This window comes from Croceibacterium selenioxidans, assembly GCF_018599195.1.
GTDB lineage: Bacteria > Pseudomonadota > Alphaproteobacteria > Sphingomonadales > Sphingomonadaceae > Croceibacterium_A > Croceibacterium_A selenioxidans.
In genome coordinates this window covers 1,279,672-1,299,106 of record NZ_JAHFVK010000001.1, presented here as the reverse complement: position 1 = coordinate 1,299,106, position 19,435 = coordinate 1,279,672, and the positions used below count along the sequence as shown (strand labels likewise).

The window sequence follows — 19,435 nt, the reverse complement described above, 5'->3', positions numbered from 1 at the left end:
CCGGAATGGAAAACTTGGTCTTGGGACAGGATCGTCGAAAGAAGCCGGACCGGCGCGAGGATGCGGCGCAGCAATCCGGTGCCGCAATCGAGGCGGCGATGCAGCGCGGCGAGATCGAGGTGCTTTTCCAGCCTGTGTTCGCTGCCGCTAGCGGCGAGTTGATCGGGGCCGAGGCGCTCGCGCGATGGCAACATCCCGAACATGTCGTAATTGGCGGCGCAGAACTTTTCGAAATGGCCGAGCGAGCCGGAATCGTAGGGCCCTTGTCGCGCCATGTAGCCAAGACGGCGCTGGCCGCGGCCGCCTGCTGGGATCCCGAATTGCGGATGTCGCTCAATGTCACGGCGGCGGACTTGGCAGATCCAAGCTTTGCCGACTCTCTCGCAGCGACAATCGCCGAGGCGGGATTTGCCTGCGAAAGGCTGACCATCGAAATTACCGAGCAGGTGCTGGTCGCCAATCTCGAAGTCTCCGCCCTACAACTTCAGCAACTGGTCGAGCGTGGCATCAGGATCGCGCTCGACGATTTCGGTGCCGGGTTCTGCAACTTCCGCTATCTCCAGCGTTTGCCGCTACAAAGTCTCAAACTCGACGCCAGCTTGATCGAGGGAATCGACACGAGTTCGCGAGACCTGGCTGTCCTGAGAGGCATCCTGGCTATGGCAAGTGCGCTGGATCTGGAGGTGATCGCCGAAGGAATCGAGCGGGAGGAGCAGCTGGATGCCATTGCCCGTGAAGGCTGTATGGCGTGGCAGGGCTTTTTGCGTGCCAAACCGCTAACGGCGGCAGAGTTCGCAGAGTTCGCTAGGCTACAGCCTTTTCCCGCTTCGCCGCCTTCTTGACGATCCCGCTTAGCCCCTTGGTCAGTTGGATCAGGCCATTCAGCCGGCTTTGCGGGTCGCCCCAGGCCCGATTGATGACGAGCTTCATGTCAGGACGCAGCCGCGCCGTGTCCTTCAGGCGCTCGACGTAGGCGATCAGGCCGACGGGATCGGGGAACCTGTCGTTGTGGAAGCTGACCAGCGTGCCGCGCGCGCCGACTTCGATCTTGGAGATGCAGGCTTCGATCGCCTGGTGCTTGATCTCGATCAGCTTGACCAGGTTGGAGGTGGCATCGGGCAACGGTCCGAAGCGATCGATCATTTCGGCGGCCATGGCCTCGATTTCCGCCTTGTCCTTGGCATCGTTGAGACGGCGATAGAGGGCCATGCGTACGGCAAGGTCGGGCACATAGTCGTCCGGGATCATGATCGGTGCGTCGACGGTGATCTGCGGGCTCAGTCCTTCACGTTCCCGTTCGAGGCCCACGTCGCCGGCCTTGGCCGCCAGGATCGCGTCCTCGAGCATCGATTGGTAGAGCTCGAAGCCGACCTCACGAATGTGGCCCGATTGCTCATCTCCCAGGAGATTGCCGGCGCCCCGAATGTCGAGATCGTGGCTGGCCAACTGGAAGCCGGCGCCCAAGCTGTCGAGGTCGCCCAATACCTTGAGCCTTTTCTCCGCCACCTCCGATAGCTGCCGATCTTTCGGCGTCGTCAGATAGGCGTAAGCGCGCAGCTTCGACCGCCCGACACGGCCGCGCAGCTGATAAAGTTGGGCGAGCCCGAAGCGGTCGGCGCGATGGATAATGATCGTATTGGCGCTCGGGATGTCGAGGCCACTTTCGACGATCGTGGTCGAGAGCAGCACTTCGTAGCGTTTCTCGTAGAAGGCGCTCATGCGCTCCTCGACTTCGCTGGGTGACATCTGACCATGCGCGGTCACCGCCTTGATCTCGGGGACGTACTTGTGGAGCCACTCGGCAACCTGCTCCATGTCGGCGATCCGGGGGACGACGATGAAGCTCTGTCCCCCGCGGTGATGTTCGCGCAGCAGAGCCTCACGCATCACCATGTCGTCCCATTCCATCACGTAAGTCCGCACGGCGAGACGGTCGACCGGGGGCGTCTGGATGGTGGACAGCTCGCGCAAGCCGCTCATCGCCATTTGCAAGGTGCGCGGGATTGGGGTCGCGGTGAGTGTCAGCACGTGAACGTCGGCACGCAACTGCTTTAGAGCTTCCTTGTGGGCGACGCCAAAGCGCTGTTCCTCGTCGACGACGACCAGACCAAGACGCTTGAACTTCGTCGTCTTGGACAAAATCGCGTGAGTGCCCACGACAACGTCCAATGTCCCGTCGGACAGGCCCTCGCGCGTGGACTTCGTCTCATTGGCCGGAACCAGTCGAGACAAGCGCCCGACACGCAGGGGAAAGCCGTTGAACCGTTCGGCAAAGCCCTGGTAGTGCTGGCGTGCGAGCAGGGTCGTCGGCGCAACCACGGCGACCTGCTGACCGTTCATCGCCGCAACGAAGGCGGCGCGCAGGGCAACTTCGGTCTTGCCGAAACCGACATCGCCACAGACGAGGCGGTCCATGGGCTTGCCTTCGGATAGGTCGCGCAACACGTCCTCGATGGCTTGTTCCTGATCCTCCGTCTCCTGCCAGGGGAAGCGTTCGACGAACTGGTTGAAGGCATTTTCCTCGGGCTCGAGCACGGGAGCCCTTCGCAGCGCTCGAGCGGCAGCCGTGCGCAGCAGCTCGTTGGCGATCTCGCGAATGCGTTCCTTGAGCCTCGCCTTGCGTTTCTGCCAGCCTTCGCCGCCGAGGCGGTCGAGCACCGCGCCTTCCTCGCCGCTGCCATAGCGACTGAGGACGTCGATGTTTTCTACCGGGATGTAGAGCTTGTCGCCCCCGGCGTACTCCAGCATCACGCAGTCGTGCTGGCTCTTGCCGACGGTGATCGGCTCGAGGCCGAGGTATTTGCCGATACCGTGGTCGAGATGGACGACGAGATCGCCGCGATTGAGCGCCGAAAGCTCGGCCAGGAACGCGTCGGCATCCTTCTTGCGCTTGCGCCGGCGCACCAGACGATCGCCGAGAAGGTCCTGCTCGGTGATGAGTTCGAGTTCGTCGTTGGAGAAACCGGTGTCGAGCGGCAGTACCATCGCCACCGACGCGCCCTTGGCCGACAGACCAAGGGCTTCCTGCCAGCTTTCCGCGAGCTTCATCTCCGCGCCGCTCTCGCTCAGGATCGAGGCGATGCGGCTGCGTGAACCTTCAGAGTATGCGGCGAACAGCGGACGTTTGCCGGCCTTGCCCAACGCCTTGAAATGGGCCGCTGCCGCTTCGTATACGTTCACGCCCTGCGAGCGTTCGGGCGTAAAGTCACGCGCAGAGCGGAAGCCAAAGTCGATAACCTTGGCGCTCTCCGGCTCGGCGAAGATCACCGCGCGGTGGACCGGGCGTGCCTCCAGCGCTTCGGCGAACTCCGAACGGGTCAGATAGAGCGCGTTCGCGGGCAGCGGGCGATAGCTTCCGGCCGCCTGGCCTGCGGTCTCCATGCGCTGGCGGTGGTAGTCCTCGACATCGGTCAGTCGCTCTTCCCCTGCCGCAACGGCGGAAGAGTCGATTATAATCAGGTCGTCGGCCGAGAGGTGATCGAACAGCGTCGCCAGCCTGTCCTCGAACATCGGCAGCCAATGCTCCATTCCCGCCAGACGCCGGCCGTCGCTCACCGCCTGGTAAAGCGGGTCTTGCGTGGCGTTGGCGCCGAAGCGCTCGCGGTAGTTGCTGCGGAAGCGCTTGATCGTGTCCTCATCGATCAGAGCTTCGCTGGCGGGCAGGAGCAAGTGGCTATCGACGAGGCTGGTGGTGCGTTGGGTGTTCGGATCGAACAGGCGCAGCGACTCAAGTTCGTCGCCAAAAAAGTCGAGGCGAAGGCCTTGATCGAGTCCGGCGGGGAACACGTCGAATATCGACCCGCGTACTGCGAACTCCCCGGTGTCGATAACGGTGTCGGTGCGGCTGTAGCCCTGCCGCTGAAGCAGCGCCGTCAGGCTCTCGTAGCCGATCTGGACTCCGGGCTTGAGTTCGCGAACCGCCTCGCGGATCCGGAAGGGGGTCAGGACGCGCTGGAGCAGGGCGTTCACGGTAGTGACGAGCAACTGGCTGCCGGTCTTGCCTGCCTGGAGCTGATGCAGGGCCGAAAGACGCCGTGAGCTGACCGAGAGGGCAGGGCTGGCGCGGTCGTAGGGAAGGCAATCCCAGGCCGGGAACTCGATCACCTGTAGCTCGGGCGCGAACCATTGAGCGGCATCGGTGACCGCGCGCATCGCCTGTTCGTCCGGGGCCACAAATACCGCCCGTCCCTTTGCTGCGCGAGCCAGGTCTGCGAGGACGAGAGGCTGCGATCCGCGAGCCACGGAGGTCAGCGTCAAGGGCTGTTTGGCGGCTAGAATGCGGGAGAAATCGGCCATTGTGATGTCCAAGCTTTCGGCGGTCTGTCAGTTCCGGGCACGCAGCAAAGCCCGGCCGCGCATTCGACGTAGCTGCGCTGCCGGGTCGTCTTTGATGGCCGCTGCCCTATGCGATGGACAACGGAGCGCAAGTCATATGGTTACGTAGTCGAGCTTTTGCAGGGCAAGCATTTGCGCCCCGGCGAACTGCTCTGGCGCGGACTGCGACTGCAGGGCCCACGCCATCACGTCCACGTCTTCCTCATCGAGCAGCGCTTCGAACCAGGCCAGCGCGGTCTCGTCCCAGGAGGTGTGATATCGGTCGAAGAAGCCGCCGAATATATAGTCCGCTTCACGCGTGCCGCGATGCCAGGCGCGGAACTTGGCGCGGGCGAGACGGGGGGAGAGGACCGGCATGAGGCTCCGGTAGGATGAGAAAACCCCAAGCTCAAGCGCTGCGCACAAAAGAAGCGAGACAATCCAGGGCTGCAGGGCGCGCTGGATTGTCTCGCCGCTCCTCCACGAAGTGCCGCCAGCTTAAGCTTAGGCGGCGCGTGGGTTGACGACAGCCGGTTCTGCCGGAGGCAAGCCCCGGCTCTGGGCCAGTTGCTTGAGCTCCTCTTTGCGTGTCATCATCTGGTCCCGCAACGCAACGAGATCGACGTCCGTCTTACGGGCTTGCGAGAACATACCCTCGCTTGGCGCTTCCTCTTCCTTGACGTGGTGCTCGATTTCTTCGCTCAGCACCGTAACCTTGGCATCATAGAATTCGTCATCAGAGCCCCCGGCCATGATGTCGTTGATCAGCACTTTGGCGCCATCGTGCTCGACATAGGCTTCGTCGAGCAAGTCATCCTCGATCTTTCCACGGAGGGCCGGGTAGAAAATCTCTTCCTCGATCAAGGTATGAATCTTGAGTTCATCGCAGATTTGCTCGGCAATCTGCTGCTTCTTGCCATTGCCGCTGGCATTCTCAAATTTCGAAAACAGCTCTTCAACAACGCGATGGTCGGCTTTGAGCAATGCGATCGCGTCGGAAAACTCTTGTTGCGCCATGCTAAACTCCTCTGCTTCGAACCCGAAGTCTTCCACTGCCCAATCCGCCACCTGCGCGGCTGTTCCCCTTTAAAGGCAAGTTAAGCCGCAGCCTTTCGAGTGGCGCGGAATGCGAATAGAGAAGGCGGACCATGCGCCCAGAAATGCTCAACCCCTTGTTTGCCGAAACCGAGAGCCTCGAGGGCGTTGGGCCCAAGCTGAAGAAACCGCTCGAAAAGCTCGGGCTGACGCGGGTGAGGGACCTCGCCTATCATCTGCCCGACCGCTTCGTGCAAAGGCACGCGGTTGCCGATCTCGACGAGGCGCAGGTGGGCGAACAGATCGTTGTGCCGCTTACTGTCGTCGAGCATCGTGCCAGCCCTAACAGCCGGGCGCCCCATCGGGTCATGGCCCGCGACGCAAAGGGTAATGTCTGTGCGCTGGTCTACTTCGGAAAGGCCTCCTACACCGCCAGGAAACTCTTTCCGCCGGGCGAGAAGCGATGGATCGCCGGGAAGCTTGAGCAGTACGATCAGTGGCTGCAGATCGTTCATCCCGATCACGTTTCCGAGAACAGCGCAGGGCTCCTCGGGCACCTTGTCGAGCCGGTCTATCCGCTCGCCGAGGGACTGACCCAGCCCAAGGTCGCCCATCTCGCCCAACAGGCGCTTCAGCGTGCCCCGGAACTGCCGGAGTGGATAGAGCCAGGCTTGCTTGAGCGCGAGAAGTGGCCGGCCTGGCGCGATGCCCTGGCGCTGGCTCATCGCGGTGAAAACCCCGCGGCGCGAGATCGGCTCGCCTACGACGAACTCCTGGCCAATAGCCTGGCACTGATGCTGGTTCGAGCCGACAACCGCAAGCGTCGGGGGCAGCCACTTACCGGTGATGGACGGTTGCGCGACAAACTGTCGCTGCCGTTCCCGCTGACGGGCGCCCAACGGCGCTCGATCAGCGAGATCGAAGGCGACCTGGGACAGACATCCCCGATGCTGCGCCTGCTGCAGGGTGATGTCGGCGCGGGCAAGACGGTCGTCGCACTGGAAGCCATGTTGATCGCGGTCGAAGGGGGAGCCCAGGCCGCGATGCTGGCACCCACCGAAATTCTCGCGCGCCAGCACTTCGATACGTTGAGGAAGATGGCAGGGCCGACCGGCGTGAACATCGCTCTGTTGACGGGGCGCGACAAAGGCCGGGCGCGGGAATCCCTCCTGATGGGGCTGGTCGATGGGAGCATCGACATCGTCGTCGGCACCCACGCCATCTTCCAGGAGACAGTGTCCTACAAGAACCTGGCGCTTGTAGTGATCGACGAGCAACATCGTTTCGGCGTCGGCCAGCGACTGATGTTGACGCAGAAGGGACGCGTAACTCCCCACTGCCTCGCCATGACGGCGACTCCCATTCCCCGCACGCTCACGCTGGCCCAGTATGGCGAGATGGATGTCAGCCGGCTCGACGAGATGCCGCCCGGTCGGCAGGCCATCGACACTCGGGTGATTGCGATTGATCGGCTGTCCGATGTCGCCGACGGCATCGCTCGGCACCTCGAGACCGGGCAGCAGGCCTATTGGGTCTGCCCAATGGTTCGAGGAAGCGAGCACGAAACGGAAGACCTTGCCGCGGCTGAGGCCCGATTTACGTCGTTGAAGGCGCGTTTCGGTGATGCGGTGGTGCTCGTCCACGGACAACTCAAGCCCGAACTCAAGGACGCCGCTATGGAGCGGTTCGCGTGCGGCGAGGCACGGTTGCTGGTCGCAACGACAGTAATCGAAGTTGGGGTGGACGTTCCGAACGCCACGCTCATGGTAATCGAACAGGCCGAGCGCTTCGGTCTTGCCCAGTTGCACCAGCTTCGCGGCCGGGTAGGCAGAGGGAGCGCAAAGTCGGTTTGCCTGCTTCTTCGGGGCGAGCAATTGAGCGATGTGGGCCGCGAACGACTCGCCCTGATGCGTGAAACGCAGGACGGTTTCCGGCTTGCCGAAGAAGATTTGCGCTTGCGTGGCGGTGGTGAGTTGCTGGGAACGCGTCAGTCCGGGGACACGCCCTTTCGCGTTGCCGATCTCGAACAGATCGAGCGCTTGCTGCCAATGGCCAGCGACGATGCCCGCTTGCTTGTGGAGCGCGACCGTGGCCTCGCCTCGGTGCGTGGTGAGGCGGCGCGGGTGCTGCTCTATCTGTTCGAGCGAGACTGGGGTGTCCAGCTCCTACGCGGAGGCTGAGGCCGAGGTCAGGGGCTGGTAGGAGTGTCGCTGCCGCTGTCGATGAGCAGAAGGCCAAACAGCAGCCCGGCGATGACGACAACCGCAACAAGCATCGTGCTACCGGCGAAGGCGTGGCTGTCCGCAACTTCGGAACCAGTGCGAGCCATCGCAGTCGGGGCGGTCTTGGCCTGCGCCAGGACGGGCGTGCTCGTCATCGAGACTGCCATGAGTGATGTAAGAATGATTCTACCAAGTTTCACGGTCAGTTCCTCTTCCGGGCAGTAATAGAAATCACACCATATTCCGAAACACTTGTTCACCAGATCGCATAGACTTCTTAACAGTTGGTAATTCGTCCTGCTGCACCCCGACGAACCGTGCCAAGTGGAAATCTTCAAACCGGCACGATGGCGCTGAAAGGCAACCAGCGCGCGAACGCCCACGCTTTGTCGTCCAAACCTCTCGGGGAGGCCGATCGGGGTGGCGAAACCGGACCTGCTCCCCATATCGGGACGCGCCAGGAAATTCCGGAATCGAGAGGGTTCACCATGCACGAATATCTCAAGCACTACATCGGCGGCCAATGGGTGCCGAGCACCGGCTCCGAAACCAAGGTGGTAGTAAATCCCGCAACCGAAGAACCGGTCAGTGAAGTCGTGCTCGGAACTCCCGAGGACGTCGATAAAGCCGTGGCCGCGGCGAAGAAGGCGTTTCCGGCCTGGTCCCAAAGCAGCAAGGAAGAACGGCTTGAGCTTCTCGGCAAGATTCAGGCCGAATATGCCAAGCGCGTTCCCGAGATTGCCAAGGCAATCAGCGAAGAGATGGGCGCTCCGATTTCAATCGCGAGCACGGCGCAGTCGGGGTCCGGCCTGGGGCATCTTGGGGCCACCATCGAGGCGCTAAAGAACTTCGAGTTTGTCGAGAACACCGGCAAGAACCACGTGCTGTACGAAGCGGCCGGTATCGTTGCGCTGATCACGCCGTGGAACTGGCCGATGAACCAGATCGTTGCCAAGGTCGCTCCGGCCCTGGCAGCAGGCAATTGCGTGATCCTCAAGCCGAGCGAACAGACCCCCGGCAGTGCGCAGATCTTTGCCGAGATTCTTGACGCGGCCGGCGTTCCGGTAGGCGTGTTCAATCTCGTCCAGGGTGATGGCCCGGGCGTCGGCACGGCACTTGCCAAACATCCCGACATCGACATGATCAGCTTCACCGGCTCCACCCGGGCGGGCATTCAGGTGGCCAAGAACGCGGCCGACACGGTGAAGCGGGTACACCAGGAACTGGGCGGGAAGTCGCCCTTCATCGTTCTCCCCGGCACACCACTCGACGTGGCACTGCCCGGCGGGGCGGGGGGCATTCTGCTCAACTCTGGCCAGTCCTGCGTCGCGCCGACGCGATTCCTGGTCCACAAGGACCAGTACGACGAAGCGATCGACAAGCTCGCCGACATCTTCGGCGCCAAGAGCGTGGACGACCCGGCCAAGGAGGGCGATCACATCGGCCCGGTGGTCAACAAGTCCCAGTTCGAGAAGATTCAGGGCCTGATCGACAAGGGTATCGCCGAAGGCGCCAAGGTTGCCGTCGGCGGCCCGGGCCGTCCGCAGGGCAAGGACAAGGGCTTCTACGTTCAGCCGACGGTGCTGCGAGACGTGACCAACGACATGACTGTCGCTCGCGAAGAGATCTTCGGGCCGGTCCTGGTCGTGATCCCCTACAATGATGTGGACGAGGCGGTCGAGATCGCCAACGACACGCCCTATGGCCTAGGGGCCTATATCGCCGGCAACCCGGCGGATGCAGCTCCGGTCGCGCGCAAAATCCGAGCGGGCTCGGTGTTCGTGAATTCGGGCGGGCTCGACTTCAACAGCCCGTTCGGCGGCTACAAGCAGTCGGGCAACGGCCGCGAGTTCGGCAAGTTTGGGCTCGAAGAGTTCATGGAGAAGAAGTCGCTGATCGGGGAAATTCCGGGTATCGGTTGACCTTCAAGGGGCCAGCCAAGCGCGGATGACGAAGGCGACGAAGCCGAGCACCGCGACGCTGGCCCCCCAGATGGCCGCCATCCACAGGAGCCTTTGCCACAGGGGGGCTTCCTTGGGCCCCGCGGGGTCCATCAGTGGTAGCCCGCCTCGTCCACCTTGCCGCGAAACACCCAGTAGGCCCAACCGGTGTACGCCAGGATCAGCGGCATGGTCAGACCCACGCCGATCAGCATGAACACTTGGCTCCGATGCGGCGCAGCGGCGTCCCAGATCGTAAGGGAGTCGGGCACGACGTAGGGCCACATCGAGATTGCCAGGCCGATCATGCCGAGCAGGAAGATCGCCAGTGACAGCAGGAACGGCATGGCTTCCTGGCGTTTCAGCAGGCCCCGGAACAGCAAGAAGGAAATGATGGCGGTCAGCAAGGGCACTTGGCTGGCAAAGAGAATGTTCGGCATGGTGAACCAGCGCCGGAAATACTGCGCCTCGACGAAGGGGGTATAAAGGCTGATGGCCACGAGGAGCACCAGCGTAGCCACCGCGGCTCCAATGGCGAGGCGATAGGCATGGTCCTGGCCGCTGCCACGGATTTTCCATACCAGCCAACAGGCACCGAGCAAAGCGTAGCCTGCCGTCACCCCGAGGCCGGCCAAAAGGGTGTAGGGCGTGAGCCAGTCCCACCAGCTTCCCGCGTAGGCGCGGTCGACAACTTCGATGCCCTGGAGCAAGGCACCCAGCGTCATCCCCTGTGCCATCGCCGCAACGAGCGAGCCCCCGAAGAAAGCCATGTCCCAGAACGGCCGATGCGCTGGATCGCGCCAGCGGAACTCGAACGCCACGCCGCGGAAGACCAGGGCGAGCAGCATGGCGATTATCAGCGGATAGGTCGCAGGGAGGATTACGGCATAGGCGAGGGGAAACGCGGCCAGCAGTCCGCCTCCGCCGAGTACCAGCCAGGTCTCGTTGCCGTCCCACACCGGCGCGATCGAGTTCATGGCCTGATCGCGTTCGGTGCCCGGCTTGAAGCTGGGGAAGAGGATGCCAATGCCTAGGTCGAAGCCGTCCATCACCACGTAAGCGAAGACCGCGAAAGCGATGATGATCGCCCAGATCACCGTGAGATCCATCATGCGCCCTCCCTGTCGTCAGCTGTAAGCTGTCCCGCGGCGGGCGTGATGCCGGCGGTGCGCACGGGGGCGGGTTCGTGTTCGAGCCCTTCCTCATGCGAATGGGGAGCAGCGTTCATCAGGCGCAGTATGTACCAGGTCCCAACCCCGAAAACGGTGAAATAGACCACGACGAACGCCAGCAGCGATAGGCCGACGGCAGGCGCGTCGAGCGGCGAAACCGAATCGGCCGTGCGAAGCAAGCCGTAGACCGTCCAGGGCTGGCGGCCGACTTCGGTCGTGACCCATCCAGCGATCACGGCGACGAACCCGCTCGGACCCATCACTAGTGCGGCGCGATGGAGCCATGGCCAATCATAGAGCTTGCCTCGCCAACGGGCGAGCAGGCTCCACAGCCCAAGTCCGAGCATCCCAAGTCCGATCCCCACCATGATCCGGAACGACCAGAAGACGATTCCCACAGACGGGTGTAAGTCTTCCGGCACCGTATCGAGCCCTGCCAAAGGGGCATCGAGGGAGTGCTTGAGGATCAGCGAAGAAGCCTTGGGTATCTCGATCGCATAGTGGATCACGTTTGCCTGGCTGTCGGGAATACCGAACAGGATCAGGGGTGCACCGTCAGGATGGCTCTGGAAGTGTCCTTCCATAGCCATGACCTTTACCGGTTGATGCTCCAGCGTGTTGAGCCCGTGCATGTCTCCCGCGAAGATCTGTACCGGCGCCACAAGCGCGGCCATCCACATCGCCATCGAGAACATCTTTCGGGCATGGGCATTGCTCCGGTCGCGGAGCAGGTGCCAGGCGCCGACAGCGCCGACCACCATCGCCGTCGTCAGGTAGGCAGCAATCACGGTGTGAACCAGACGGTAGGGGAAGCTGGGATTGAACACGATCGTCCACCAGCTTGGGCCCGGCAAGAACTGACCGTTGGCCCCAAACTCATGGCCCACGGGCGTCTGCATCCAGCTGTTGACGCTAAGGATCCAGAAGGCCGAGACCGCCGTGCCGAGCGCGACCATGCAGGTCGCGGCGAAGTGCAGCTTCTTGCCGACTTTCTCCATTCCGAACAGCATCACGCCAAGGAAGCCCGCTTCGAGGAAGAAGGCCGTCAGGACTTCGTAAGCCATCAACGGGCCGATCACCGGGCCGGCCCTGTCGGAGAATACCGCCCAGTTGGTGCCGAACTGGTAAGACATGACGATGCCAGACACGACGCCCATCGCGAAGGTAATGGCGAAGATCTTGAGCCAGTATTTGAACAGGTCGAGGTAAAGCGGCTTCCCGGTTTTCAGCCAAAGACCTTCGAGCACTGCCAGATAGCTGGCCAGCCCGATCGAAAATGCCGGAAAGATGAAATGAAAGCTCACCGTGAAGGCGAACTGGAACCGCGCGAGCAGCAGGGCGTCTGCGTTCTCGAACATGAGCGGCTCCATAGCCCCGATGTCGTAGATGGGCAAATTCCGCGAACGCAACGGGTGTTGCAGGAAACGCCTCGGAAATTACCTACCTCGATGGTGGTTGCCTCCTTGGGCGGAGACTCCTACACCGCCCGCAGACCTAACAAGGCAAAGCGCGCTCCTTGATCCTCTCCCCCTTCGAATGGACCATCGCCAAGCGTTACATGTTGCCCGGGCGTGGCGAGGCGGTGATCGCGCTCGTGGCCTCGATCAGCATCGGCGTCGTCATGCTGTCGGTCGCCATGCTGGTGATCGTGATGAGCGTGATGAACGGCTTCCGCGCAGAGTTGCTGGATAAGATCGTCGGCCTCAATGGACATGCCATCATTCAGGCCTACGGCGGTCGGCTTGAGAACTGGGAACAGGTGCTCGAGGACGTGCGCAAGACGCCTGGCGTCACGTCGGCCTCTCCGCTGGTCGACCAACCCTTGATGGTGACCTTCAATGGCCGGGTCGAAGGCGTGCTCTTGCGCGGAAACACGCCCGAAGACATCGCCAAGTTCAAGCCGAACGTGTTGATGGGCGACATCTCTTCGCTGCAGCGGGGCAACGACAAGGTGGCGATTGGTTCGCGTCTGGCGATGAATCTCGGTGCGCGGGTTGGCGACGTCATCACGTTGATCAATCCGCAAGGCCGATCGACCCCGTTTGGCACCATGCCACGGCAGGTTGGTTACACCGTCGGCGCGATTTTCGAGATCGGCGTCTACGATTACGACGAATCCTATGTCGTCATGCCGATACCCAACGCACAAACATTACTGCTGACCGGAAATTCCATCGAGCTGATCGAGGTCAAGACAAGCGATGCCGATCGCGTCGGTGAGATCCTCGCGCCGATCGCGCAAAAGTTGCAGGGCCAAGCCGTGGTGACCGACTGGAAGACGATCAACGCGCAGTTGTTCGAAGCCTTGCAGGTGGAGCGTGTGGCGATGTTCTTCGCGCTCTCGATCATCGTGCTCGTCGCGGCATTTAACATTCTCTCCTCGCTGGTCATGTTGGTCCGCTCCAAGACGCGCGACATCGCGATCCTGCGCACGATGGGGGCGACGCGGAAGAGCCTGCTCAAAATCTTCGTGACGACAGGCTCGGTTATCGGCGCGGTCGGCACTTTGGCGGGTCTCGTCCTGGGCTTCATCGTGCTGTTGTTCCGCCAACCGATCGTAAAGGGGATCGAGCTCGTGACGGGCCAAAACCTTTGGGATCCCTCAATCCGTTTCCTCAGCGAACTGCCTGCCAAGACCGATCCGTTCGAGGTGCTGCTGATTTGCCTCATGGCGATGGGCCTCAGTTTCCTCGCCACGCTCTATCCGGCCTATCGCGCGGCCGGCACCGATCCCGTACAGGTGCTTCGTTATGAGTGAGCCGGTGGTCCGTCTGACTGGTCTGACTCGCTCCTTCGAGCAGGGCGGAGTGCGCATCGACGTGCTTCGCGGCGTGAACCTCACCATCATGCCGGGTGAGATTGTCGCCTTGCTCGGTCCTTCTGGAACCGGAAAATCGACTCTGTTGCAGGCGGTGGGCCTTCTGGAAGGAGGTTTTGGCGGCAAGATCGAACTCGCCGGGGTCGACGCGACTGGCCTTGCATCCGGAGATCGGACAGCGTTGCGTCGCAACCATCTTGGGTTCGTCTATCAGTTCCATCATCTCCTGCCGGACTTTTCGGCGCAGGAAAATGTGATGCTGCCCCAGCTGGTCCGCGGCATTGAGCGCTCGGAGACGGTCGTTCGCGCCCAGGCCTTGCTCAGCGCTCTCGGCCTTGAACACCGTATGACCCATCGGCCGAGCCAGCTGTCCGGCGGAGAGCAGCAACGCGTTGCCGTGGCTCGCGCCTTAGCCAACCGGCCGCTACTGGTGCTCGCCGACGAGCCCACGGGCAATCTCGACGAAGTGACCAGCGATAAGGTTCTCCACGAGTTCCTGGAGCTTGTTCGCGGGCAAGGCAGTGCGGCACTCGTTGCAACCCATAACGAGCGGCTCGCTCAACGCATGGACAGGGTAGTGAGGATCCACGAGGGCGTCCTCGAATAGAAACCAATCGCCCCGGATCGTCGTTGATCTTAAAAGGGAGCGTATCATGACCGATCATCCGAGCACGTTCCGCGCCTTCACCACGAAGGGCGAGGGTGTCGACTGGGAAAGCCGTGCCTCGATCCATTTTAAGGATGACGGCGGAGGGGTGCTCGACGGTATGAAGGCGCTCTATCGCGGCGGCCTGGGTGAAATGGTGGGTCTAATCCGCCGGATGCCGGCTGACCAGCAGGGCCGATACGTGATTCAGATCATGGGCGATCATCGGATTGGCATCGGTGAAATCTTGTCTCTCGCCGCGAGGCCCGATTTTCCCGGCTAGGATCGGTGCATACCGGGGGACAGCCAAAGGATCGCTCTTCCGATTTTCGGTCTGAAGCCTAAATCTCAAAGCATGCCGTTTGCTCCGTTCGTTCCGCTGCGCGTCCTATCCAGTTATTCGATGCTCGAAGGGGCCATCGATCCCAAGGCGATTGCCAAGCTGGCGAAGGAGCGCGGCTTCCCGGCGATTGCGATCTGCGACCGGAACGGCCTTTACGGCACTACGGCCTTTGCATCGGCCTGCAAGGGTGAAGGCATACAGCCTATCGTCGGCACCTTGCTCGGCGTTTCGAGAGATTTGGAGGGGCCAATCGACTACCTCCCCCTCTATGCGCAGGACGAGGCGGGCTGGAACAATCTGTGTCACCTGGTCAGCCGCGCGCATCTCGATCGACCGCTCGAACAAGATCCTCATGTCGTTCTCAGCGATCTTGAAGGCTACACCGATGGCCTGATCGCACTGACTGGCGCGGGTGAGGGTGCGGTTACGCGGCTTCTCGCTGATGGAAAGTCAGAGCGGGCAAAAGGCCATTTGCAGCGGCTTTCCGCGCTTTTCCCCGGGCGGTTGTACATTGAGTTGGCGCGGCGGGGTATGGCGGCGGAGGATGAAGCGGAGGATGCCTTGGTCGATCTCGCCTACGAGCTCGACCTGCCCCTTGTGGCGACGAACCCCGCCAACTTCGGCGAGCCCCACATGCACTCGGCGCACGATGCCATGCTGTGCATCGCAAATTCGACCCATCTCGACAGTGCCGAACGCCCTCGATCGAGCCCGGAGGCTTTCATCAAGTCGGCGGCCATGATGGAGGAGCTTTTCGGCGACTTGCCCGAAGCTACCGCAAACACACTAGTGGTGGCCCAGCGGTGTGCCTTCGCGCCGCCGAAGCGCAAGCCAATCCTGCCCAGCCTTGCGGGAGACCTCGAAGGTGAGGCTCGCATGCTCGCGGCGGATGCAAAGGCGGGGCTTATCGCCCGGCTCGAGCCTTACGAAGGCCTGACTGCCGAAGAGCGGCAGATCTATTTCGATCGCCTCGACTTCGAGGTCGATGTTATCACTCGCATGGGTTTTCCCGGTTACTTCCTGATCGTTGCCGACTTCATCAAGTGGGCCAAGGGACAAGGCATTCCGGTTGGTCCGGGGCGCGGTTCGGGTGCCGGGTCGCTCGTAGCATGGTCGCTGACGATCACCGATCTCGATCCCATTCGCCTGGGTCTGCTGTTCGAACGCTTCCTCAACCCGGAGCGCGTTTCGATGCCGGACTTCGATATCGACTTTTGCGAAACGCGCCGCGGAGAAGTCATCCGTTACGTACAGGAGCGTTACGGGTACGATAAGGTCGCGCAGATCATCACCTTCGGCAAGCTCAAGGCGCGCGCGGTGCTGCGCGACACCGGCCGAATTCTGCAGATGAGTTACGGCCACGTCGACCGGCTGTGCAAAATGGTGCCGAACCATCCAACCGATCCCTGGACGCTGCCTCGCGCGCTCAACGGGGTGAGTGAATTCCGGCGGGAGTACGAGAACGACAACGAAGTGAAGCGCCTCGTCGACCTCGCGATGCAACTCGAGGGTTTCCCCCGCAACTCCTCGACCCACGCGGCGGGCGTTGTGATCGGCGACAGGCCGCTGGCACAGCTCGTGCCGTTATACCGCGATCCCCGGTCAGACATGCCGGTCACGCAGTTCGACATGAAGTTCGTCGAGGATGCGGGCCTGGTGAAGTTCGACTTCCTCGGCCTCAAGACGCTGTCCGTTCTTCGCAAGGCGGTCGACCTGTTGGCGCGGCGTGGGATCGAGGTCGATCTGAGCGCGCTGCCGTGGGACGATGCCCAAGTCTACGATTTGCTCAAACGCGGGGACACAGTCGGCGTGTTCCAGCTCGAATCCGAAGGGATGCGGCGCACACTTTCGGCTGTGAAGCCGACCATGTTCGAAGACATCATCGCGCTGGTTTCACTGTATCGACCTGGCCCGATGGATAACATCCCCCTGTTCGGCAAGCGCAAGAACGGTGAGGTGGCGATCGAATATCCGCATCCGAAACTCGAAGGGATCTTGGCCGAGACCTACGGTATCTTCGTCTACCAGGAACAGGTGATGCAAGCCGCGCAGATCCTGGCGGGTTATTCACTCGGCGACGCGGACTTGCTGCGTCGCGCCATGGGCAAAAAGATTCAGTCCGAGATGGACGCGCAGCGAGCGCGGTTCGTCGAGGGGTGCAAGGAAGTGTCCGGGATCGAGAAGGGCAAGGCTAACGAACTGTTCGATTTGATCGACAAGTTCGCCGGCTACGGCTTCAACAAGAGTCACGCTGCAGCCTACGCATTACTTGCCTATCAGACAGCCTGGCTGAAAACCCACTATCCCGAAGAGTTCTATGCGGGCTCGATGTGCTTCGACATGCACCAGTCCGAAAAGCTGGCGGTGTTCGTCGATGACTTGCGGCGGAACGGGTTCGTGTTGCTGGGCCCGGACATGAATCATTCCGAGGCGGAGTTTACCGTCGAGCAAACCGATATTGGCTACGCAGTCCGCTATGCCCTGGCAGGCATCCGCAATGTCGGCGAGAAGGCCATGGAGCAAGTCGTTGCCGAGCGCGAGGCGAACGGACCATTCAAAAGCCTGGAAGACCTCTTCCGCCGGATGCCCCCAGGCGCGATGAACAGGCGTCAAATCGAAGGGTTGGCCGGGGCCGGTGCCTTCGATGGTCTCGAACCCAACCGGGCCAAGGTCCTCGCCAATGCCGACCGGCTATTGGCAGTCGCAGATGCCGCGGTTCGCGAGCGGACGAGCGGTCAGGGCGGATTATTCGGGGGAGCCGATCATGCCGAACCATCGCTTTTGCTTGCCGATGTCGAGCCCTGGAGCCGTTCGGACCAGATGTCGACCGAACGAGAAAACTTCGGGTTCTACTTCGCTGCTCATCCGGTCCAGCAATTTCGCGCGGTCGCCTCGGCAAACGGGGCGCGAAGCTATGCCGGCCTCATGGAGTCCGGGATCGCGGGAGGTCGCCAATCCGCCGTGATGGCCGCTTTGGTCGAAGGTGTAAGCAAGGGACGTACCCGGAAGGGCAGTGAATTCATTCGGGCCGACTTCTCGGATTCCTCGGGACAATTCACCGCAGCGTGTTTCGAGGAGGGACTCGTCGAGAGTTTCCAGCGATGGGCGGCGGATTCGGTGTGCGTGCTTCTCAACGTCGAGTTGGATTCACCTAGCCCCGACGAACCCCCCAGGATCACTGTCAGGGGAGCTAGACCCTTGGCAGAAGTGAGCAATTCGGCACGGATGCTGTTGATGCTCGATGTCCATAACCTGGAGGCGCTGGGGGAACTTCGCCTCGCGTTGAGCGAGGATAAGGCCGGGAACGGCGAGGGGGGCAGAGGTGAGGTCGTGGCACGATTGCATATCGGCGAGGGCCAAGATGTCTCCATGCGACTAGGCCGCAACTTCCGGCTCGATGGAGAACTGGCAGAGCGGCTAGCGCACGTCGAAGGCCTTGCGAACGTGTCCTTAACCACGCGTCGGGCACAAGCGAGTCTGAGATTAGTCGCCTGAAACCAGGGAGGGAGAAGCGGTGTTCGCCTTATTGAAAGCCATTGTGCTCGGCGCCTTCCTGGCGGGGATCGTGTCACTTTTTATCGGGTCGAGTGGGGCGACGGGCGGAATGCTCAACGTTCGTCAGGTCGTGGTGGCTGATTTCCAGTTCTTCTGGTCGTGGGCCGTCTTTCTGATCGGTGCAGGGCTCTCGTTCGGCATATTCCTGCTGATGGATTGACCGATCGCGAGTTTACGACGGGCGTTCACGCGTTTCCGAAGACCAAAAAGGAAAAGGCCCGGGAAGCAGTGCTTCCCGGGCCAATTTCTTTGCCTTGGATGGTGATTACCGACCCGAACCCGGACCGTAAGTAATCTCCACACGGCGGTTCTGCAGCTCACGCACACCGTCAGCAGTCGGCACGCGAGGCATGGTTTCACCGAACGCCTGGCTGGAGATCCGGGCTGCGGGGATGCCGCGACCGGTCAGATAGTTCTGAACGCTGGTGTTGCGGCGTGCCGAAAGAGCCATGTTGTACTCTTCGGTGCCCGAACGGTCGGTGTGACCGGCCAGCATGATCGAGGCCGTGCCGCAGTTGCTGTACGCGGTGATGGCGTTGTTCAGGATCGTCGCCGCTTCCGGCGTGATGTCATACTTGTCCCAATCGAAGAACACGATGAACGGACCCTGGTTGCAGCGCGCTACCGGCGGCGGAGGCGGCGGAGGCGGCGGCGGGGGAGGTGGCGGGGGAGGCGGCGGCGGCGGGGCCGGCGGCGGCGGCGGCGGCGGTCCACCCCAGTTGTACTTCAGCGTCGCCAGCAGCGAGTGGCTGCTCAGGCCGCTCTTAACCGGAACGTCGGCGAACTGACCCGCGTTCTGCTTGATGCCTTCGACGTTGAAGAACTTGTACTTCAGGCCAAGGTCGATGGTGCTGCTGACCGGCACGCGCAGTTCGGCAACGCCCTGCCAGGCAAAGCCGATATCTTCCGCGTTGATAAAGCCCGGATCGTTAATCTCGGCGTCGACACCGGCGATGCCGAGGCCGGGGCCGAACGAGAACCCGACGTCGTCATTACCGCCAATGTCGATCAGCGTATTGAGCATCGCGCTCATCACGGTGACGTTGCCGTCGGCGACGTCGAGAGTGCCCACCGGCAGCGGGGCAGAAAGCGTCTCAATGTCGAACTTCTTGTAGGCGGCTTCGGTTTCGACCCGCAGGAGGCCGAAGTCGTGACCGATCACGCCCTCGAATTCGAGGTTCCAGTTGTTGCCCGGATCGGCGGTGACGACATCGTCAGTGCCGACAACTTCGTAATCGATCTCGTTTGGAAAGACCACGCCGATACCAATACCGCCGTAGCTGAAGTCGTCTCTCGCGAGAGCCGGCGATGCAATGATCGTCGACGCTGACGCGAGCGCGAGTGCTAATTTGCGCATGTTTTTTATTCCCCTTCGTCGGGCCGTGTGCGG

16 protein-coding genes are annotated in these 19,435 nt (G+C 61.9%); 8 read left to right on the top strand and 8 right to left on the bottom strand.

What is annotated here, in order from left to right; all coding sequences use genetic code 11:
* Positions 1–20: 20 nt before the first annotated feature.
* Complete coding sequence (locus KK137_RS06290; protein WP_214535305.1) at positions 21–842, top strand: EAL domain-containing protein; 822 nt, start codon at positions 21–23, stop codon at positions 840–842.
* On the opposite strand, the gene mfd is transcribed toward KK137_RS06290, so the two are convergent.
* The 3 genes from mfd to KK137_RS06275 all read right to left on the bottom strand — a co-directional run bounded on the left by mfd (position 805) and on the right by KK137_RS06275 (position 5,331).
* The gene (mfd, locus tag KK137_RS06285; RefSeq protein ID WP_214535304.1) at positions 805–4,296 is read right to left on the bottom strand and encodes a transcription-repair coupling factor; all 3,492 of its coding nucleotides are present in this window, start codon (positions 4,294–4,296) and stop codon (positions 805–807) included. The two genes, KK137_RS06290 and mfd, sit on opposite strands and share 38 nt — an antisense overlap.
* A 132-nt stretch (positions 4,297–4,428) precedes the next feature.
* A complete protein-coding gene (locus KK137_RS06280) occupies positions 4,429–4,692 on the bottom strand; it encodes a succinate dehydrogenase assembly factor 2 (protein WP_214535303.1) in 264 nt (87 codons plus the stop codon).
* Between the two features lie 126 nt (positions 4,693–4,818).
* Positions 4,819–5,331: a hemerythrin domain-containing protein gene (locus KK137_RS06275; protein ID WP_214536030.1), complete on the bottom strand. Its 513-nt coding sequence runs from the start codon at positions 5,329–5,331 to the stop codon at positions 4,819–4,821.
* Positions 5,332–5,462: 131 nt separating this feature from the next.
* On the opposite strand from KK137_RS06275, the gene recG reads away from it, so the two are divergent.
* Positions 5,463–7,529: an ATP-dependent DNA helicase RecG gene (gene recG / locus KK137_RS06270; protein ID WP_214535302.1), complete on the top strand. Its 2,067-nt coding sequence runs from the start codon at positions 5,463–5,465 to the stop codon at positions 7,527–7,529.
* An 8-nt stretch (positions 7,530–7,537) separates the two neighbouring features.
* Here recG and KK137_RS06265 read toward each other — a convergent pair whose 3' ends face one another.
* Entirely contained in the window at positions 7,538–7,726 is a 189-nt protein-coding gene (locus KK137_RS06265; RefSeq protein WP_214535301.1) for a hypothetical protein, read from the bottom strand.
* A 333-nt stretch (positions 7,727–8,059) separates the two neighbouring features.
* Here KK137_RS06265 and KK137_RS06260 point away from each other — a divergent pair, with 333 nt between their 5' ends.
* Positions 8,060–9,493 carry an aldehyde dehydrogenase family protein gene (locus KK137_RS06260; RefSeq protein WP_214536029.1) on the top strand — a complete coding sequence of 478 codons (1,434 nt, stop codon included), beginning with the start codon at positions 8,060–8,062 and terminating at the stop codon, positions 9,491–9,493.
* Positions 9,494–9,496: 3 nt separating this feature from the next.
* On the opposite strand, the gene KK137_RS06255 is transcribed toward KK137_RS06260, so the two are convergent.
* From KK137_RS06255 to KK137_RS06245, 3 genes are read right to left on the bottom strand one after another with little or no spacing between them, the layout of a single operon-like run.
* Positions 9,497–9,625 carry a DUF2474 domain-containing protein gene (locus KK137_RS06255; RefSeq protein ID WP_214535300.1) on the bottom strand — a complete coding sequence of 43 codons (129 nt, stop codon included), beginning with the start codon at positions 9,623–9,625 and terminating at the stop codon, positions 9,497–9,499.
* Positions 9,625–10,623 (bottom strand): cytochrome d ubiquinol oxidase subunit II, encoded by a 999-nt coding sequence (gene cydB / locus KK137_RS06250; protein ID WP_250893604.1) that lies wholly within the window; start codon positions 10,621–10,623, stop codon positions 9,625–9,627. The genes KK137_RS06255 and cydB overlap by 1 nt, the downstream gene beginning before the upstream one ends.
* Positions 10,620–12,041, bottom strand: a complete 1,422-nt coding sequence (locus KK137_RS06245) for a cytochrome ubiquinol oxidase subunit I (protein WP_214535299.1) — start codon at positions 12,039–12,041, stop codon at positions 10,620–10,622. Before KK137_RS06245 ends, cydB begins: the two co-directional genes overlap by 4 nt.
* 158 nt (positions 12,042–12,199) lie before the next feature.
* Between KK137_RS06245 and KK137_RS06240 the strand changes: the two genes are divergently transcribed.
* The 5 genes from KK137_RS06240 to KK137_RS06220 all read left to right on the top strand — a co-directional run bounded on the left by KK137_RS06240 (position 12,200) and on the right by KK137_RS06220 (position 18,205).
* Complete coding sequence (locus KK137_RS06240) at positions 12,200–13,441, top strand: lipoprotein-releasing ABC transporter permease subunit (protein ID WP_214535298.1); 1,242 nt, start codon at positions 12,200–12,202, stop codon at positions 13,439–13,441.
* Complete coding sequence (locus tag KK137_RS06235; protein WP_214535297.1) at positions 13,434–14,108, top strand: ABC transporter ATP-binding protein; 675 nt, start codon at positions 13,434–13,436, stop codon at positions 14,106–14,108. The genes KK137_RS06240 and KK137_RS06235 overlap by 8 nt, the downstream gene beginning before the upstream one ends.
* A gap of 46 nt (positions 14,109–14,154) precedes the next feature.
* Positions 14,155–14,430 carry a hypothetical protein gene (locus KK137_RS06230; protein WP_214535296.1) on the top strand — a complete coding sequence of 92 codons (276 nt, stop codon included), beginning with the start codon at positions 14,155–14,157 and terminating at the stop codon, positions 14,428–14,430.
* Positions 14,431–14,502: 72 nt separating this feature from the next.
* Positions 14,503–17,985, top strand: coding sequence for a DNA polymerase III subunit alpha (dnaE, locus tag KK137_RS06225; RefSeq protein ID WP_214535295.1), 3,483 nt, complete (start codon positions 14,503–14,505; stop codon positions 17,983–17,985).
* A gap of 19 nt (positions 17,986–18,004) precedes the next feature.
* A complete protein-coding gene (locus KK137_RS06220) occupies positions 18,005–18,205 on the top strand; it encodes a hypothetical protein (RefSeq protein ID WP_214535294.1) in 201 nt (66 codons plus the stop codon).
* A 105-nt stretch (positions 18,206–18,310) separates the two neighbouring features.
* Here KK137_RS06220 and KK137_RS06215 read toward each other — a convergent pair whose 3' ends face one another.
* On the bottom strand, positions 18,311–19,402 hold the full coding sequence (locus tag KK137_RS06215; RefSeq protein WP_214535293.1) for an OmpA family protein: 1,092 nt from the start codon (positions 19,400–19,402) through the stop codon (positions 18,311–18,313).
* Positions 19,403–19,435: the final 33 nt, after the last annotated feature.

What these genes read in the sequence shown, in the direction of transcription:
- mfd (WP_214535304.1), bottom strand. Translation starts at nt 4,296, where the DNA reads ATGGCCGATTTCTCCCGCATTCTAGCCGCCAAACAGCCCTTGACGCTG.
- KK137_RS06280 (WP_214535303.1), bottom strand. Translation starts at nt 4,692, where the DNA reads ATGCCGGTCCTCTCCCCCCGTCTCGCCCGCGCCAAGTTCCGCGCCTGG.
- KK137_RS06275 (WP_214536030.1), bottom strand. Translation starts at nt 5,331, where the DNA reads ATGGCGCAACAAGAGTTTTCCGACGCGATCGCATTGCTCAAAGCCGAC.
- recG (WP_214535302.1), top strand. Translation starts at nt 5,463, where the DNA reads ATGCGCCCAGAAATGCTCAACCCCTTGTTTGCCGAAACCGAGAGCCTC.
- KK137_RS06265 (WP_214535301.1), bottom strand. Translation starts at nt 7,726, where the DNA reads ATGACGAGCACGCCCGTCCTGGCGCAGGCCAAGACCGCCCCGACTGCG.
- KK137_RS06260 (WP_214536029.1), top strand. Translation starts at nt 8,060, where the DNA reads ATGCACGAATATCTCAAGCACTACATCGGCGGCCAATGGGTGCCGAGC.
- KK137_RS06255 (WP_214535300.1), bottom strand. Translation starts at nt 9,625, where the DNA reads ATGGACCCCGCGGGGCCCAAGGAAGCCCCCCTGTGGCAAAGGCTCCTG.
- cydB (WP_250893604.1), bottom strand. Translation starts at nt 10,623, where the DNA reads ATGATGGATCTCACGGTGATCTGGGCGATCATCATCGCTTTCGCGGTC.
- KK137_RS06245 (WP_214535299.1), bottom strand. Translation starts at nt 12,041, where the DNA reads ATGTTCGAGAACGCAGACGCCCTGCTGCTCGCGCGGTTCCAGTTCGCC.
- KK137_RS06235 (WP_214535297.1), top strand. Translation starts at nt 13,434, where the DNA reads ATGAGTGAGCCGGTGGTCCGTCTGACTGGTCTGACTCGCTCCTTCGAG.
- KK137_RS06230 (WP_214535296.1), top strand. Translation starts at nt 14,155, where the DNA reads ATGACCGATCATCCGAGCACGTTCCGCGCCTTCACCACGAAGGGCGAG.
- dnaE (WP_214535295.1), top strand. Translation starts at nt 14,503, where the DNA reads ATGCCGTTTGCTCCGTTCGTTCCGCTGCGCGTCCTATCCAGTTATTCG.
- KK137_RS06215 (WP_214535293.1), bottom strand. Translation starts at nt 19,402, where the DNA reads ATGCGCAAATTAGCACTCGCGCTCGCGTCAGCGTCGACGATCATTGCA.